This window comes from Afipia clevelandensis ATCC 49720 (genome assembly GCF_000336555.1).
Classification (GTDB): Bacteria; Pseudomonadota; Alphaproteobacteria; order Rhizobiales; family Xanthobacteraceae; genus Afipia; species Afipia clevelandensis.
This window is the reverse complement of the sequence record NZ_KB375281.1, coordinates 1,584,210-1,599,477: the sequence shown is the minus strand read 5'-3', so window position 1 is coordinate 1,599,477 and position 15,268 is coordinate 1,584,210. Positions and strand designations below refer to the sequence as shown.

18 protein-coding genes and 1 riboswitch are annotated in these 15,268 nt (G+C 61.8%); of the genes, 9 read left to right on the top strand and 9 right to left on the bottom strand.

Annotation, left to right across the window (positions count from 1 at the left end; genetic code table 11):
* Positions 1 to 33: 33 nt before the first annotated feature.
* The gene (locus HMPREF9696_RS07480) at positions 34 to 483 is read right to left on the bottom strand and encodes an iron-sulfur cluster assembly scaffold protein (protein ID WP_002712366.1); all 450 of its coding nucleotides are present in this window, start codon (positions 481 to 483) and stop codon (positions 34 to 36) included.
* A gap of 250 nt (positions 484 to 733) precedes the next feature.
* Between HMPREF9696_RS07480 and folE the strand changes: the two genes are divergently transcribed.
* Together folE and hisI are read left to right on the top strand one after the other, a co-directional pair.
* Positions 734 to 1,402, top strand: coding sequence for a GTP cyclohydrolase I FolE (gene folE / locus HMPREF9696_RS07475; RefSeq protein WP_002712365.1), 669 nt, complete (start codon positions 734 to 736; stop codon positions 1,400 to 1,402).
* A 138-nt stretch (positions 1,403 to 1,540) separates the two neighbouring features.
* Positions 1,541 to 1,990 carry a phosphoribosyl-AMP cyclohydrolase gene (gene hisI / locus HMPREF9696_RS07470; RefSeq protein WP_040301878.1) on the top strand — a complete coding sequence of 150 codons (450 nt, stop codon included), beginning with the start codon at positions 1,541 to 1,543 and terminating at the stop codon, positions 1,988 to 1,990.
* A gap of 12 nt (positions 1,991 to 2,002) precedes the next feature.
* Here the strand turns inward: hisI and HMPREF9696_RS22125 are convergent, their stop codons facing one another.
* Positions 2,003 to 2,137, bottom strand: a complete 135-nt coding sequence (locus HMPREF9696_RS22125; protein WP_009736816.1) for a hypothetical protein — start codon at positions 2,135 to 2,137, stop codon at positions 2,003 to 2,005.
* A gap of 153 nt (positions 2,138 to 2,290) precedes the next feature.
* Between HMPREF9696_RS22125 and HMPREF9696_RS07465 the strand changes: the two genes are divergently transcribed.
* Together HMPREF9696_RS07465 and HMPREF9696_RS07460 are read left to right on the top strand one after the other, a co-directional pair.
* Positions 2,291 to 3,280, top strand: a complete 990-nt coding sequence (locus tag HMPREF9696_RS07465; RefSeq protein ID WP_002712363.1) for a hypothetical protein — start codon at positions 2,291 to 2,293, stop codon at positions 3,278 to 3,280.
* Positions 3,281 to 3,375: 95 nt separating this feature from the next.
* A complete protein-coding gene (locus HMPREF9696_RS07460; RefSeq protein ID WP_002712362.1) occupies positions 3,376 to 4,101 on the top strand; it encodes a sulfite exporter TauE/SafE family protein in 726 nt (241 codons plus the stop codon).
* 40 nt (positions 4,102 to 4,141) lie between these two features.
* On the opposite strand, the gene HMPREF9696_RS07455 is transcribed toward HMPREF9696_RS07460, so the two are convergent.
* The gene (locus tag HMPREF9696_RS07455) at positions 4,142 to 4,567 is read right to left on the bottom strand and encodes a VOC family protein (protein ID WP_002712361.1); all 426 of its coding nucleotides are present in this window, start codon (positions 4,565 to 4,567) and stop codon (positions 4,142 to 4,144) included.
* Between the two features lie 69 nt (positions 4,568 to 4,636).
* Between HMPREF9696_RS07455 and HMPREF9696_RS07450 the strand changes: the two genes are divergently transcribed.
* The gene (locus HMPREF9696_RS07450; RefSeq protein WP_002712360.1) at positions 4,637 to 5,230 is read left to right on the top strand and encodes a TetR/AcrR family transcriptional regulator; all 594 of its coding nucleotides are present in this window, start codon (positions 4,637 to 4,639) and stop codon (positions 5,228 to 5,230) included.
* 119 nt (positions 5,231 to 5,349) lie between these two features.
* The gene (locus tag HMPREF9696_RS07445) at positions 5,350 to 6,897 is read left to right on the top strand and encodes a DUF2336 domain-containing protein (protein ID WP_002712359.1); all 1,548 of its coding nucleotides are present in this window, start codon (positions 5,350 to 5,352) and stop codon (positions 6,895 to 6,897) included.
* 77 nt (positions 6,898 to 6,974) lie between these two features.
* Here HMPREF9696_RS07445 and HMPREF9696_RS07440 read toward each other — a convergent pair whose 3' ends face one another.
* From HMPREF9696_RS07440 to HMPREF9696_RS07425, 4 genes are all read right to left on the bottom strand, one after another.
* Positions 6,975 to 7,556 carry an Hpt domain-containing protein gene (locus tag HMPREF9696_RS07440; protein ID WP_002712358.1) on the bottom strand — a complete coding sequence of 194 codons (582 nt, stop codon included), beginning with the start codon at positions 7,554 to 7,556 and terminating at the stop codon, positions 6,975 to 6,977.
* Between the two features lie 8 nt (positions 7,557 to 7,564).
* Positions 7,565 to 8,110, bottom strand: a complete 546-nt coding sequence (locus HMPREF9696_RS07435; protein WP_002712357.1) for a response regulator — start codon at positions 8,108 to 8,110, stop codon at positions 7,565 to 7,567.
* 113 nt (positions 8,111 to 8,223) lie between these two features.
* Positions 8,224 to 9,015, bottom strand: coding sequence for an NAD kinase (locus HMPREF9696_RS07430; RefSeq protein WP_002712356.1), 792 nt, complete (start codon positions 9,013 to 9,015; stop codon positions 8,224 to 8,226).
* Between the two features lie 168 nt (positions 9,016 to 9,183).
* On the bottom strand, positions 9,184 to 9,726 hold the full coding sequence (locus tag HMPREF9696_RS07425) for a tetratricopeptide repeat protein (RefSeq protein ID WP_002712355.1): 543 nt from the start codon (positions 9,724 to 9,726) through the stop codon (positions 9,184 to 9,186).
* Between the two features lie 280 nt (positions 9,727 to 10,006).
* Here HMPREF9696_RS07425 and HMPREF9696_RS07420 point away from each other — a divergent pair, with 280 nt between their 5' ends.
* Positions 10,007 to 10,258 carry a His-rich protein BRANT gene (locus HMPREF9696_RS07420; RefSeq protein ID WP_002712354.1) on the top strand — a complete coding sequence of 84 codons (252 nt, stop codon included), beginning with the start codon at positions 10,007 to 10,009 and terminating at the stop codon, positions 10,256 to 10,258.
* Between the two features lie 132 nt (positions 10,259 to 10,390).
* Here the strand turns inward: HMPREF9696_RS07420 and HMPREF9696_RS07415 are convergent, their stop codons facing one another.
* Entirely contained in the window at positions 10,391 to 12,442 is a 2,052-nt protein-coding gene (locus tag HMPREF9696_RS07415; protein WP_002712353.1) for a TonB-dependent receptor, read from the bottom strand.
* Between the two features lie 271 nt (positions 12,443 to 12,713).
* Positions 12,714 to 12,931, bottom strand: a riboswitch (cobalamin riboswitch).
* 79 nt (positions 12,932 to 13,010) lie between these two features.
* Between HMPREF9696_RS07415 and HMPREF9696_RS07410 the strand changes: the two genes are divergently transcribed.
* The gene (locus HMPREF9696_RS07410) at positions 13,011 to 13,448 is read left to right on the top strand and encodes a hypothetical protein (protein WP_002712352.1); all 438 of its coding nucleotides are present in this window, start codon (positions 13,011 to 13,013) and stop codon (positions 13,446 to 13,448) included.
* Positions 13,449 to 13,468: 20 nt separating this feature from the next.
* Positions 13,469 to 13,945, top strand: coding sequence for a TspO/MBR family protein (locus HMPREF9696_RS07405; RefSeq protein WP_002712351.1), 477 nt, complete (start codon positions 13,469 to 13,471; stop codon positions 13,943 to 13,945).
* Positions 13,946 to 13,949: 4 nt separating this feature from the next.
* Here the strand turns inward: HMPREF9696_RS07405 and HMPREF9696_RS07400 are convergent, their stop codons facing one another.
* Positions 13,950 to 15,161, bottom strand: a complete 1,212-nt coding sequence (locus tag HMPREF9696_RS07400; RefSeq protein ID WP_002712350.1) for a serine hydrolase domain-containing protein — start codon at positions 15,159 to 15,161, stop codon at positions 13,950 to 13,952.
* Between the last annotated feature and the right edge of the window lie 107 nt (positions 15,162 to 15,268).

Genomic DNA, 15,268 nt, shown 5'->3' with positions numbered 1-15,268 from the left:
CCTGCCGCCGCAGAGCGCAAGTAGCTAAATAGCTCAGGCTTGGGCGGGAGCCGCAGCCTTTGCCTCGATCTGGCCGATCGCATCCACCACGGCATCGAAGGTCAGCATCGTCGAGGCGTGGCGCGCCTTGTAGTCCCGCACCGGCTCGAGCAGAGCGACATCCGCCCATTTGCCTTCCGGCGGCGCACCGTTTTCCTTCAGCATCCTGCGCACGGTTTCGCGCAGCTCGCGCAGTTCGGTGGCGTTGGAGCCGATCACATGGCGGGCCATGATGGAGGAGGAGGCCTGGCCGAGCGCACAGGCCTTCACGTCATGGGCGAAGTCGCTGACCACGCCGTCCTGCATCTTGAGGTCGATTTTCACGGTGGAGCCGCACAGCTTGGAATGGGCCGTGGCGGAGGCGTCGGGATCGGGAAGGCGCCCCAGACGCGGAATATTCCCCGCCAACTCGATGATTTTCTGGTTGTAAATGTCGTTCAGCATGGCGGTCGAATTGGCCCTTGCATAAGACCCTTGCCCTTGGCGGTCAGGGTCCACAGCCTATATAATGGCTTGAATGCAGGAATAAACCGCCTGCATTCCAGCGATGCAGGGAAATATAGACGGTATTTCCCCTGGTTTGCTGCGATCATATGCGGAAGGCGTCCGGCGGCCCATCGACAGGGCGGCTGCGGCTGACCGGTGACACTCCGGCCCTCCATTCTAGACGCAGGGCCGGTCGAACGGAGACGAAATGGACGCGATCATCAAGCCGATCCGCAGTGGCAAGCCGGCGGACAAATCCGAAATCCCGGCCTCCGATTACATGGCCTCCGCTATTGATCCGGGCATCGTCCGTCCGTCCCGCGCCGAAGCCGAGGCGGCGGCGAAGACCCTGCTGGCTTACATCGGCGAAAACACCAATCGCGAAGGCCTGCTGGACACGCCGCGCCGCATGGTCGAAGCCTATGACGAACTGTTTCAGGGCTATGCCCAGTGCCCGGCTGAAATCCTCGACCGCACCTTTGGCGAGACCGCCGGTTACGACGATTTCGTGCTGATGCGCGACATCAGCTTCCATTCCCATTGCGAGCATCACGTCATGCCGTTCTATGGCAAGGCGCACATTGCCTACGCGCCGGTGGATCGCGTGGTGGGCCTGTCGAAGCTGGCGCGTCTGGTCGATGCCTTCGCCCATCGCCTGCAGACACAGGAGCATCTCACCGCGCAGGTGGCCGGTGCGATCAACGCCATCCTCAAGCCGCGCGGCGTGGCGGTGGTGATGGAAGCCGAGCACACCTGCATGTCGGTGCGCGGCATCGCCAAGAAGGGCGCGCTGACCCTCACGAGCCGCTTCACCGGGATTTTCCAGGACAATCCGGAAGAGCAGGCCCGTTTCCTCAATATGGTCCGTGGCGTATAAGGCTCGCCTGAGCTGTTTTCTTCGTCATTGCGAGGAGCGCAAGCGACCAAGCAATCCAGCTCTTTCTGTCTTCCAAGCGTGGATTGCTTCGCGGAGTTTATCATCGGGCCGCGCTTTGCGCGGACCCGTTGGCTCGCAATGACGAGAGAGACAAACGTGTCTGTTCCTTCTTCGACCCACGATCACGACCGCGAGGAAGGGCTGGAGTTCCAGCCCAAATTCGATGCGTCCGGTCTTGTGACCTGCGTTGCCACCGATGCGACATCGGGCGATGTGCTGATGGTCGCGCACATGAACGACGAGGCGCTGCGCAAGACCATCGCGACAGGCGAGGCGTGGTATTACAGCCGTTCGCGCAAGAAGCTCTGGAAGAAGGGCGAAAGCTCGGGCCACACCCAGCGCGTGATCGAGCTGCGGATGGACTGCGATCAGGACGCGGTGTGGATTCGCGTGGAGCAGGCGGGCGCGGCCTGCCACACGGGACGGCGCTCATGCTTCTACCGCGCCGTCACCGGGGCGGACGGCGAGACGAAGCTGAACTTCGTGGACGCTGACAAGGTGTTCGATCCCGCCAAGGTCTATCGCTAGGCGAGGCCGGCCTTACTTCTTTGGAATTCGCCGCTTGGCGCGCTGATCCTCGATGCTCCAGAACAGAGCGGTCGAGGTAACCAGCAGGCTGGCGATCAATCCCAGAAAAGCCCATGTCGCGTCGGGTATGCTGAGTGCGTTGATCATGTTTGAGACAATGCAAAGTGCGGACCGAGGGACATGTAGGGACTGCATGGCACCCACACGCCAGGAGCGAATCTGCGTCGATCGGCGAAATTAACCGTTCGTTAACCATAACTGCGGCACGCTGGGTTTGGTTCCTGGGGAGCGGGCACCATCATGGCTGTCGATTCAACCACCATCGGTTCGGGGCTGGAGTCCGCGCGCGCGCAGATCGCGGGCGCGATCAAGAATGCCGCCAGCGCAACCGGCGCGAGCTTCGAGTACCTGATCTCGGCCGCGAAGATCGAATCCAACCTCAATCCCAAGGCACAGGCGTCCACGTCCTCTGCGCGCGGGCTTTATCAGTTCATCGAGCAGACCTGGCTCGGCACTGTGAAAGAGGCGGGCAACGCCTTTGGCTACGGCAAGTATGCCGATGCGATCACGAAATCTGACTCGGGCCGTTATTCGGTTGCGGATTCAAGTACGCGCGAGGAAATCCTCAAGCTGCGTGACGACCCCGCCCTGAACGCCGCCATGGCCGGCGTGCTGACTCAATCCAACAGCTTCAAGCTGACCGGCATGATCGGCCGCCGTCCGACCGACAGCGAACTTTATATGGCGCATTTCATGGGCGTCAGCGGCGCGTCCAAGCTGATTACCAAGGCGGAGGACAGCCCCGGCTTGTCGGGGCCGGCGATGTTTCCGAGCGCCGCCGCCGCCAACCGCTCGATCTTCTACAACCGTGACGGCAGCGCGCGCAGCGTCTCGCAGGTCTATTCGGTGCTGACCTCGCGCTATGAAGCGGCGGCGAATTCCCCGACCGCACGCACCGCCATGGCTGCGGCGGGGGTGACGCCGGTGTCGCGCATGACGAGTGCATCGGCGCCAGTCGATAACGCCGCCTATCTTTCAAGTTTCCCGCAGGTCCGCACGCCGACCGAGGCGACGAGCCAGGTCGCTTCGCTGCAAACGCCAGCGCAGCCGGTGTTCCGTTCGCTCTATCAGACCGGCGACCGCCCCGAGCCGGTGTCGAGCGCCGTGCGTGAACTGTGGGGCAACAACACCGCGCTCACCAACCCGCTGCCGGCGGGCAACACAGGCAAGTCGGACGCGCCGCAGGGCCTCGGCCTGTTCAGCGATTCGACCGGCGTGTTCAGCGGGTAACCGCCCACGCGCCGTTTCCGGCAAACTGAAGATCGCGGTAGGCGACTCGCGGCCGGTTGACATAGCCTCGGCGATCTCATCGCCGGACCTGTCCCTTGATTTACGCCTTCATCCTCATGGTCGGCCTGATTGCCGGTGTTCTCGGCGGCATTGTCGGGACCGGCACGTCGATCATGCTGCTGCCGGTGCTGGCCTATTCGTTCGGGCCGAAGCAGGCGGTGCCGATCATGGCCATCGCCGCGATCATGGCGAACATGGCGCGCATCCTTGCCTGGTGGCGCGACATCGACTGGCGTGCCGTGGTGGTTTATGCGCTTCCCGGTATTCCGGCCGCGGCTCTTGGCGCGGGGACGCTGCTCGCGCTGCCTTCCCGCTTCGTCGATATTGCCATCGGCGTGTTTTTCATCCTGATGATTCCGTTCCGCCGCTGGATGCATGCGCGCCAGTTCACGCTGCCGCTGTGGTCGCTCGCGATCATCGGGGCGGCGATGGGCTATCTCACCGGCATCGTGGCTTCGACCGGGCCGATGACGGTCCCGATCTTCGTCTCCTACGGCCTCATCAGAGGACCGCTGCTGGGAACCGAAGCGGCGGTGTCGCTCGCCGTCTACATCAGCAAGGCGATCACGTTTCAGCGCCTCGACGCCTTGCCGCCCGACATCATTTTCAAGGGACTGATTGCCGGGTCATCGCTGTTCGCGGGCGCATTCATCGCCAAGCGTGTCGTAATGCGCATCAACGCGGCAGGCTTCCATCATCTGATGGAAGCCTTGATGCTGGTCGCGGGCCTGTCGATGTTCTGGAGTGCGTTTCAGGGCTGAGGATCTGATTCAATTCCGACTCGCAGGCCGTTGATCCGACTCAGGTCGGCAGCGCATCCTTCGCGTAAAGTTCCGCGAATTCCGCGCTCGGCGGAATCGGCTTGATCACGTCGATCAGCACGCCATTGGGGTCCGACGTGATGAAGTGGCGCTGGCCGAAGGTCTCGTCGCGGAGCGGGATCAGGATGGGGAGGCCTGCGGCCTGCGCTTTCGCGTACAACGCATCGGGATCTTCGACCTCGAAGTTCAGCAGCAGACCGGAGACCCTGCCACGCCCTACCTCGGGGATCGTTTCATGGCTGCCGTCGAGGACCGCCAGATTGACCGAGGGATCGGCTTTCGACCGCAGGTGAACGTACCAGTCGCTGCTGAAGGTCTGCTCGAAGCCGAAATGCGCCGTGTAGAAATCCGCTGTGGCGGCGACGGCGCCGGTCATGATGACGGGGTAGTAGCTGGTGATTTTCATGGTGGTCATCCCTTGCAAATTAACATACAGTCTGTATGTTTCTTGGTAAATAACATACAGGCTGTATGTATGCAAGGCGTTGAACCGAAGGATGTGCCGCGCTCCAATCGCGACCGGACGGAAAAGACCCGTGCCGCCCTGATGCAGGCGGCGAGGGTGCTGTTCGTGAACAAGGGCTACGCGGACACTTCGACCCCCGAAATCGTCGCCGCCGCAGGCATCACGCGCGGCGCGCTCTATCATCATTTCGAGGACAAGCGGGCGCTGTTCCGGGCCGTTGTGACGGAGGAGGCACTCGCCGTCGCCGCCGCAATCGAACAGGAAACGCCCGACGGATTGCAGCCTCTCGAGGCGCTGCTGAAAGGCAGCATGGCCTATCTCGACGCGATGCGCGTGAAGGGCCGCACGCGCCTGCTGCTGATCGAAGGTCCGTCCGTTCTCGGTCTTGCGGAGATGAAGAAACTCGATGACGAGAATGCCACGCGCACATTGCGCGAGGGGCTGGAGGCCGCGATCAATGTCCGCGAGCTTCCGCTTGCCGCTTTCGCCGATTTGCTGTCGGCCGCGTTCGACCGCGCGGCTCTTGCGATTGATGCGGGCGAAGATGCTCAGGCGTATCGCGCAGCCATTGCCGAACTGATCCGGCGCGTGGCCGCCGGTTAATGAAACCTCAACAAACGCAGCCGTTTATGGTGAACGTTTTCTTAAGTGTCATGGTTTACGGTTTCTGACAGTGGCGTCGCGTCGCGGTGCCTTGGCATGTTGCGTAAGCCGGAACACCCATGATCGTTCGGCAGTTTATTACCTGGGTTCGGACTGCTCCCGCAGGGGAGCGTGCAGAGGCGACGCGATGTCTGGCGCGCGCCTGGCTTCAGTCGGACTTGTCCGAGGATGATCGCGCAGCCGCCGAGGGTGCGCTGCTGATGCTCCTTGACGATGCCTCGCCGCTGGTGCGGCAGGCGATGTCCGAAGTCTTCGCACACGCGATGGATGCGCCGCCTGCGATCATCGCCGCGCTTGCGGTCGATCAGGCGTCCGTCGCGATCCCCATTCTCGAACATTCGCCGCTATTGCTGGATTCCGATCTGGTGGACATTGTCGCCACCGGAAATTCCGAAACCCAGTGCGCCATCGCACGCCGTTTCGATCTGCCGCCGTCGATCTGCGCGGCGATTGCGGAAGTCGGCTGTCCCGCATCCACGCTTGAACTTCTCGAAAACCGCGCCGCGCAGCTCGCGCCGTTTTCCGTGGCGCGCATCGCTGAACGTCACGGGCATCTGGCCGCCATTCGCGAAGCGTTGCTGACCATGGACGATCTGCCGGCTCCGGTGCGTCTGGGACTTGCGCAGAAGCTGTCCGATACGCTGACGAAAATGGTGACCGCGCGTGACTGGCTTGCGCCGGACCGCGCCCGCCGCATTGCCGACGAAGCGATGGAGCGCTCCACGGTCAACGTCGCCGCGCAGACCCGGGGCAGCGATCTGGCCACGCTTGTCAGCCATTTGCGGTCCATCGGCCAGTTAAACACGGGATTGATCCTGCGCGCTTTGCTGTCGGGCAATATCGAACTGTTCGAGGCGGCGCTGGCTGATCTGTCAGGACTTCCGGGCAGCCGCGTCGCGGCCATCGTGCACGATCGCGGCGGCGCCGGGTTGAACGCGCTGCTCGCGAAAGCAGGACTGCCGGTGTCCACCCATCGCGCCTTCCGCGTCGCGCTGGAAGCCTCCAGCGAGATCGGCTTCATCGGAACGGTGGGCGGCGCGGCCCGCCTTCGCCGCCGCATGGTCGAGCGCGTGCTGACCCAGTGCGAAACCTCGGAGACGGTTGCGGAGCCGCTGTTGCTGCTGCTGCGCCGCTTTGCGACGGAATCGGCGCGGGAAGAAGCGCGCCTGTTCTGCGACGATCTGGCCGCGGATGACTTTGTCGGAGCGCTGAGCGCGCAGGCCGTGGAAGAGGCGGGCGGCTACGAGGCCTATCGGGCTGGCAATGCGGTCGAAGCGTACGACGCCGACGATGCTTACGGGACGTCAGAGATCGACGATACTTACGACACCGAAGACACTTACGATGCTTATGCAACGCATCCTCAGTATCGCGACAGTGTCGAAACCGCCCGCTACATCAACGATGATGCTGCGGATGAATACACGACGCACGATGCTTATGCGGTGGTGAATTCCGCTCCGCTCTATAATGACGATGCGCTGGCAGATTATTCTCAGCGCGACGATGTATCCGTGCAGACCTATGTCGATGCGGCGATGGATCGGTTTGACGGGTACGACCGCTTTGATCGCAATCATTACTACGAGCGGCGGATCGCGGCGTAGTCCTATCACGACAGCCGAAATCTGACGGCTATTGTACGAGATCAGTCCGGCCTCAGCCGGGATAGCGCCGGGGGAGTTCAGCCTTCCGGGACGATGCTCGGCGACATGATCGCTTCGAGATGTTCGGGGCGGTCGCGGTTGACGTGGATCAGATACTCGTCGGCCACGCCGCGCAGCTTCCTGCTCAGTTCGTCCGCCATGCCGACGGCTTCAATCCGCGACTGCTCGCGATAGATGGCCTGGATCGCGTTGACATGATGCAGGATGAGGTCGCCCGGCACCTGTGCGAGATCCGGTGCGTGCTCGATGATCCGGCACAGGCTTTCGGCGGCGGCCGCAGCAGTGGGATAACCGAATGTGGCGGCGTCGCCCTTGATGTCATGGGCGGCGCGGAACAATTCCTCGCGGTTTTCGGCGTTCAGCCCGTCACGCTGCATCGCTGCATGCGCGTTGGTGAGCCGGTCGCATTCGATCCGCATCCAGTCGTCGAATTCGCCGGACAGGCCCGCCAGCGCCTTTTCGGCGCGCGCGACCGGATCGTCCACCTCGTTCTCCTCGGCATACCGCACCACCTTGCGCAGCGGGTTGGGCTGCGAGATGACCTGATGGTCCGCGAAGGTCTCGACCTTGATGTCGACGGGCGGTTTGCGCGGAGCCATTTCTTTTCCTAGTTTCCGGAACGGACTTTATCGAGCAGCGATGGCTGCTGCATCACTTCGGCGCGTCCGCCATTGCGGCGCTCGACGCCGATATAGGCGGCGTTGGCGTTGCGGCGGCGATCGGGTCCGAAGTAATGCTTGGTCTTGATGAAGGGCCGTGGATTGGCCACGACGGTGAGGATGCGCTGATACAGCCCCTTGGCTGAAATCGGCTTGGCCAGGAATTCGGTGACGCCGGCATCGCGCGCCACCATGACACGGCGCTTTTCCGAATGGCCGGTGAGCATGATGATCGGCGCGTAGGGATTGCCCACGCCGTCCGGCTGCCGGATCATCTGCGCCAGTTCAAGTCCGTCGAAAATCGGCATCGACCAGTCGGTGATGACGATGTCCGGCACATAATGGGAATACATTTCGAGCGCGGTCGCGCCGTCTTCCGCTTCATAGACTTCACGCGCGCCGAACGAATGCAGCAGCGTGCGCAGAATGCGCCGCATGTGCGCGTTGTCGTCGCACACCAGAAACCGCAGCTTGTTGAAGTCGATGATGACCATGCGCAGCCCGAGATGGCGGACCCTGGAGCAGGGTACACCTCGCATTAACTATATGCAGGCGCGCTTAACGAATGGTTATCCAAGCCGGCTGGGCGGCGGTATCCGGGAAGGGGTTAGAACCCGAACTGTTCGCTGAGAATCCGCTCTTCGAGGCTGTGGCCGGGGTCGAACAGCATACGGATCGAGATGGTCTTGTCCGCGATGATCTCGACCCGCTGCACATCGCGCGCCTCGTCGTGATCGGCGACGGCGGCGACGGGGCGCTTGTCGGATTCCAGAACCTCAAAAACCACGAAGGCTGTGTTCGGCAGCAGCGCGCCGCGCCAGCGGCGCGGGCGGAACGGGCTGATCGGCGTCAGCGCGAACAGGGCGGCATTGATCGGCAGGATCGGGCCTTGCGCCGACAGATTATAGGCGGTCGAGCCCGCAGGGGTGGCCACCATGATTCCATCGGCGATCAATTCGGCCATGCGCTCGTGCTCATCGACGAGGATGCGCAGCCGCGCGGCCTGATGGGTCTGCCGGAACAGCGAGACCTCGTTGATGGCGTGATGAATGTGCACCTTGCCGTGAATGTCGGTGGCGCGCATCAGCAGCGGATTGATGACCGTGACCTTCGCGGCGTCCAGCCGCTCGATCAGTCCATGCGGGCTGAACTCGTTCATCAGAAATCCGACGGTGCCGCGGTGCATGCCGTAAATCGGAATGCCCGAGCGCATATGCCGGTGCAGCGTCTGCAGCATCAGGCCGTCGCCGCCGAGCGCGACGACGACATCGGCCTTGTCGGACGGATGGTTGCCATAGGCCGCGACGAACTGGGCGAGGGCCTGCTGGGCTTCCGCGCTGGGACCTGCCACGAAGGCGATCCGCCCGTATTTCCCTTGATGATTCCCTGGCGTCGTCATGTCAGCCCTCAAGGCGCGCCGAAAGCGGCGGCGCGCGGGTTTCGTCTATACGAGGTTTCAGGGGCTTGTCGAGGCGCGAAGCGGCCACGCAAAACAGCCCCGCGCGGCCATTGGCCTGTTCGCGGGGCTGAATTCACCGGTTAACCGCGCCGGTTAACCGTGATCCGGTCAGTAGGACGTCCGGCCGGTGGTCAGGGCGGCGGCGAGCGATTGGTATTCGGAGCTGTCGCGGCCAGCGATAGCTTCGATCTTCGCCAGGTGATGCCTGGCCTGCTCGCGGTTGCCCTGTTCAACCTGCCAGAGGCCGTAATACTGCCAGGTGCGAACGTGGTTCGGGTCGGCCTTCAGCGCACGCTCATACCAGACGCTGGCGAGCTGGTAGTTGCCGAGCTTGCGATAGGAATAGCCGATCAGGTTGGCGACATCGGCGCGGTCGTCCTGACCCAGCGCCTTGAGCTGGTCGATCGCGGCGGCGTATTCACCACGCTCATAGATGGTGGCGTAAGCGCTGCGATAACCCTGCAGGAAGGCCGGGCTGTCCAGCGACGATTTCTTCTCGCCCTTTTTCTTGTCCTTGGGCTGCGATTTGGTGTCGGACGCCGGAGGTGGCGAGGGCGTATCGGACGATGCGGCCTGAACGACCGAAGGCGCTGCAATGCAGGCCGAAACAAGAAGCGCCAGAGACATCTGCCTGATGGTCAAGTTGCTCATACCAAAGCCTCCCAATGATCCGGAAAGGTGATCCTATATCCTTTGTACGTGTTGAACACCCGCCAGGTTCAAACATTCCCGCGCTTTACCGTCATAATTCCGGTGGCGATTAGTCCGGGATGCGCCCTCCCGCACATAACCAAAGTGTCATGCAGATGAACGGAAACCCCGAAACCGCTTCAGATTGAGTTCAGCGCGGCAGGCCTAGCCTGACTGCGACGATCGGCAAACCGGCCAACCGACCGGCCCAGCGCCCGATCGCATGACACAGGAGAGATTCATGTTGAAGATCGTTTCTGCCGCCCTGATCGCCGGTTCGATGCTCGCCGCGCCCGCCATGGCGGCGACCGTCGTCAAGACCGGACGCGGCCCGGTGACCAAGACCGTCATCGTCAAGCCCTCGGTTGCGAAGGCCCATGCGCAGGTGATCGTGGTGAAAAAGCATCGTCATCACCGCCATCACATGATGAACCATCATCGTTACGGCCACAGCCACAAGGTCGTGATCGTGAAGAAGCATCGTCACATCTGATCGCGACGGCTATTTCCGCGGCCGTTATTGCATAGCCCCCGCATCGAAACGGTTCACGGAAAGAAGAACGGCCTGCATTCGTCGCAAGATGAATGCAGGCCGGGCTGTTTTCGGGGGGGGCGGTTTTTAAAATTAGAAGGTCATGCCGGCTTTGAGCATGTAGGTACGGCCCGGCAGGGGATATGCGCTATAGTTGCCGAGTGTGAACTGGCTTGCGATGGCATAGTCATAATAAAGCGTATCGAACAAATTGTTGACTGCGACCGACCAGAAGAAGCGATCATACTGTCCGCTCAATTTCAGATCGAGCGTCGCGTTGGCGGGGATCGTAGGCTGGTTATTGCGCTGATCGTTGTCCATGCGCCGCACGCCCCAGAAACGGACATTCGCATCAAGCACCGCGTACTTCTGCCAGATATCCCAGCTAAAGCCCGCTGTTCCGCTGATGGGCGACACGAGTGGAACGTCATTCCCCGCGAACGGACCGTCTTCGAATACGGCGCGGGTGTATGCAAGGCTTCCGCGCAATCGCAACGTATCGGTGACGGCAAGCGAGACGCTGGTTTCAGTACCATAACGATGCGTCGGGTCGAGGTTAAGGTTGTAGCCGCGGAACGGATTGAAATGGATCTCGTTCTTCAGGTGCATGTCGTAAACGCTGGTCTGTAACTGGAAGCGGCCAGCGCGTATGCGGAAGCCGCCCTCGACGTCATATGACGTCTGTGTCTTCAAAGAGAAGTTGCTGGGAATGGCAATGAAGTTCTGATCGAATTGCGGTCCGGCCCCAACGCGCTCGTCGACGTTCGGCGTTCTGAATGCACGAGCCGCTCTGCCGAAGACCGCAAAGCTCTCGGTGAAGCGGTGCTCCAGACCGACATGCAATGCGTATTGGGTTTCATTGCTGTTTAGCGGAAGGTCCTGTGCCCCCGTAGAGAATAGCGGGGCGGGAGCAGTGGGGTCGTATCGGTCGCGTGCGGTGACTTGTGTGTTCTGAACCCGCGCACCGTAAGAGAAATCGGTTGTGGGCAGAACTCCTAACGTTTGTTGCCAGTAGCCGCCAAGCGTGCGCTGCGTGAGGTTATAAACGTGTATCGGAGTCAAGCCCTTGAGCATCGGCCGATCCGAGTCGTACTTGGCATCGTAGTAGTCGACGCCGGTCAGGATGTTCGAGCGAAGGCCGAAAAAGTCATTCTTGATGCTAAGGCGAGGCGTGATCGACCATGTCGTTAAAACGCTATCTACGTAGCTTTCGGAAAACGGGCTGAGGAAAGCGGATTGTTGGTTCTTGTTGCGTACGCCGCCGTCGACGATAAGTTCAGCGCCGTTCCAGAGCGTCTTGGTAAAGCCCGCGGTTGCATTGGCCCCTTGTTTATCACCGTAGTCAAACGGTGTAGCCGCGCCGCGTCTTGCCGTCGCAAGTTCGTTGACGAAAGCATTGACCGTCCGACCTCCGGGGAGGCCCAAGTGTTGGTCATCACCTGACAAATTGAAAAATGCGCTGAAATCTGTCGTCGTGTAACGAATCTCGCCTACAGCATTACGCTGATCAGTTGCGTTGTTAACGCGGTAACCGTCGGATTTATACACGTTTGCAAATGCTGCGGACGACCAGGGACCATTGTTGGTCGTAAAAGATGTACTACCCTGACGGGTGCCATACGAACCCGCGCCGCCTTCGACACGCATTTCGATAGGCTTGCCGACACCAGCGCCGGTTTTGGTGACAATATTGATGACGCCACCAACAGCGTTGTCGCCGTATAGAACAGCGGCACTGTTGCCGCGCGTTACTTCGATGCGTTCAATCGAATAAAGCGGAATTGTCGAAAGATCGACGCCAGCGAGATCGACGTCATTGATGCGCCGGCCATTGATCAGGATGAGTGTGTTGGCTGTCGCAAATGCACCGAAGCCGCGCAGATCGACGGTCGTGCCTGCGCCATTAACGCTTCCGAACAAAGTCTGCAGTTGAACGCCCGGCACAGTCGCCAATACGTCCTGAATTGTCTGACCAGGCGCGCGCGCGATATCTTCCGACGTGATGATGGTGGTCGATGCGCCGACGATGCCGATGGAGTTCGCAGCAGCCCCCGTATTGCTGCCTGTATTTCCGCCGGTGCCTGACAGGCGTGTCGCATCGACATTGATTTGCGGCAAGGCATCCTGCGCCAGCGCAGGGCTCACAAGTGCGGTGCCTGCGAGGCAGGCCGCTGCGAACGAAAGTCGAAGCGTTGCCGCTGGCAGGATAGATTTGGAAGAAAGAGTCACGATGGTGCCCCGCAGATGATGTGATCGCGGAGGCGCGGTGATCGCGCGGCCATGACGGAAGGCGACAGATTGCTGCCCCCAAACGTTCCGTCCTGACTGAGGAATCTGGCCATCGGCCGAACCTCCGCAACAGTTACGTCACGTCACCGCTGCGGAAAGGCCGCCCCCTCGCACGCCCCGTGCGACGGAAGGATGACCGGTACAGGCAGGTCTCCTGGCTCGCGGATCGCCGCCGTTGTCCGCCTTCCCAAGCGCGGCTGAAAAGCCTTTGCTCAGTGGCCTTGTGGACAACGGCTCACCGCTGACAGTTGCGGGGGCAGCTTCGGAATGGCCGCGCGGATCGCGCGGCGGCACCGAATTCCCTATTCGCCAGCTTGCGCTGGCACCTGTGCCGTGGTTGCAATCAAACGGCGCAGGGTTGCCTTGTCAATGACACAATGTGCAAGAAACCCGGAGGCATGGCTCAGGTGCGGACTTCATCGGAATGCGTTGCAAATTGGTGACATATGGAACGCGCGTAGCGGTGTTCTTGCTGGCGCTTGGATTGAGCGGATGCTTCTCGACGGGTGGCAGCAATGACGGCCTGTCCTACACGGCGGACCGCGGCATCGAGAACCAGCCCTATCCGGCGAATTACCGCTCCGAGCTGCTTGCTTTGCTGCGGACTTATTTGAACGATCCGTCGGGTGTGCGCGAGGCGGGCATTTCGGAGCCGATGCAGAAGGACGTCGGGGGCCGGCGGCGCTATGTGGTGTGCGTGCGTTTCAATGCGCGCGGCCCGGGTGGACGCTACCCCGGCGCGAAAGATCGCGCTGGCGTGTATATCGACGGGCGGCTCGATCGTATTGTCGAAGAGGCGGCAGAGTTGTGCGCGGGCGCAACCTATGCGCCATTTCCCGAACTGGAAAAGCTGACGCGGTGAGCGCCGGCGGAAAGAGTGTCATGACCGCGAAATCCGCCGGCCGCCTCGGTCTCTGTCTGCTGCTTTGTCTTGGCGTCGGCATCGTCGAGTCGATTGCGACGCGGCCCGAGATTCCGGTCTGGTATGCCGGACTTGCCAAACCGTGGTGGACGCCGCCGCCGGTGGTTTTCCCGATCGCATGGACGACCCTCTACATTCTGATGGCGGTCAGCCTGTGGCGGCTCTGGGATCGCGCCGCGCCGTCACCGGCACGCTCATCCGCAATCGCATGGTTCTTCATCCAGCTTGCATTGAACGCAGCTTGGTCTCCGGTCTTTTTCGGCTGGCACGGCACGCGCACGGCGCTTGTCATCATCATCGCGCTGCTGATTGCGATTGCGATGACCATCGTTTCGGCATCGCGTGCGGACAGGCCAGCAGCGTTGCTGCTGGCGCCGTATCTTGCCTGGGTCGCCTATGCGACCACGCTGAATGCCGGCGTGGTCGCAATGAACTGACGCTTCAGGAGAAGTGCCGGACGATGGCTTCAAAGCCCCGCCGCCAGGCGCGATAGTTCTCGACCTCGAGCGGGATCGGCTCTGACGCAACGCGCACGATCACCAGTTCGCTGATCGGATCGATATAGATCCACTGGCCGTGGATACCGATGCAACACAGCGTCCGCCGCTTGCGGTCGATCTGGTAGAACTTGCTGCGATAGGCGGCATCCGGAAACATCTCGGCGAATTCGCCGCGCGCCCACGCTTCCGGATCGCCGTTGTCGTTGATGTCGTCGATCCACCAGCCGGGCACCACCTGCTTGCCACCCGCGACGCCGCGCTGCCGGATCATCTCGCCGAAACGGGCGAGATCGCGCGGCGCGGCGCAGATGCCGCCCGCGGCGCGCATCGCGCCTTCCGCATCGACGGTGATACAGGCGTCGCTTTCCGCGCCCATCGGCGTCCAGAGATACTCGCCGAGCAGATCGGAGAGGGCGCGGCCTGCCGCGCGCTCATAGACCCAGCCGAGCATGTCGGTGTTGGTCGAGACGTAGTGGAAGGTATGGCCGTGGGGCTTGCCGTCGGGCTTTTGCGTGGCGAGGTAGTCGCGCAGTTGCATCGCGTCCTGTCCGGGCTTGATCACATCCCAGCCCACCGCGCGGCGATAGCGCGCGACGTCGCCATCCGGATCGACGTAATCTTCGGTGAACGAGATGCCGACCGACATGTCGAGCAGATGCCGCACCGAGCAGCCGCCATAGACCGACGACGAGACTTCCGGCACGTAATCCGTCACCGGGCGGTTCAGGTTGAGAAAGCCCTTGTCGGCGAGAATGCCGCCGAGCGCGCCGCAGATCGACTTGCTGACCGAGAACACGATGTGCTGCGTGAAGCCGTCCATGCCGCCCGCGTACCACTCTGCGGCAAGCCGTCCGCGATGCAGGACGACAAAGCCCTTCGTGTTGGTCGTGCGCAGCGCCTCGCGCAGGATGGTCGGCCCGTTGTTGCCCTCGAATCCAATGCGGCCGAGTTCAGTCAGCGCGCTTTCGAGTGGCGCGGGATGCTTCGACGCCTTGATATTCGCCGTGGGCAGCACGCGGCGCACGTTGTGAAAGCTCCAGTCGCTGTAGGGCTGGGTGCGCCAGTTGGCGAGCGTCACAAGATTTTCCCGCGCGGGCGGAAATTCGCTCATCAGATTTTTTGCAGGACTCTTCGCGGCCGATTTGGATGACATTCGTTTCTTCTCCGGACATCGATTCAATGAGCTGAATCGTTGATTGTCGTTTTTGGGCGCGGCCGGGCGGTGATGATTGCCTTGATGATTGCCTTGGCGGGAGACCG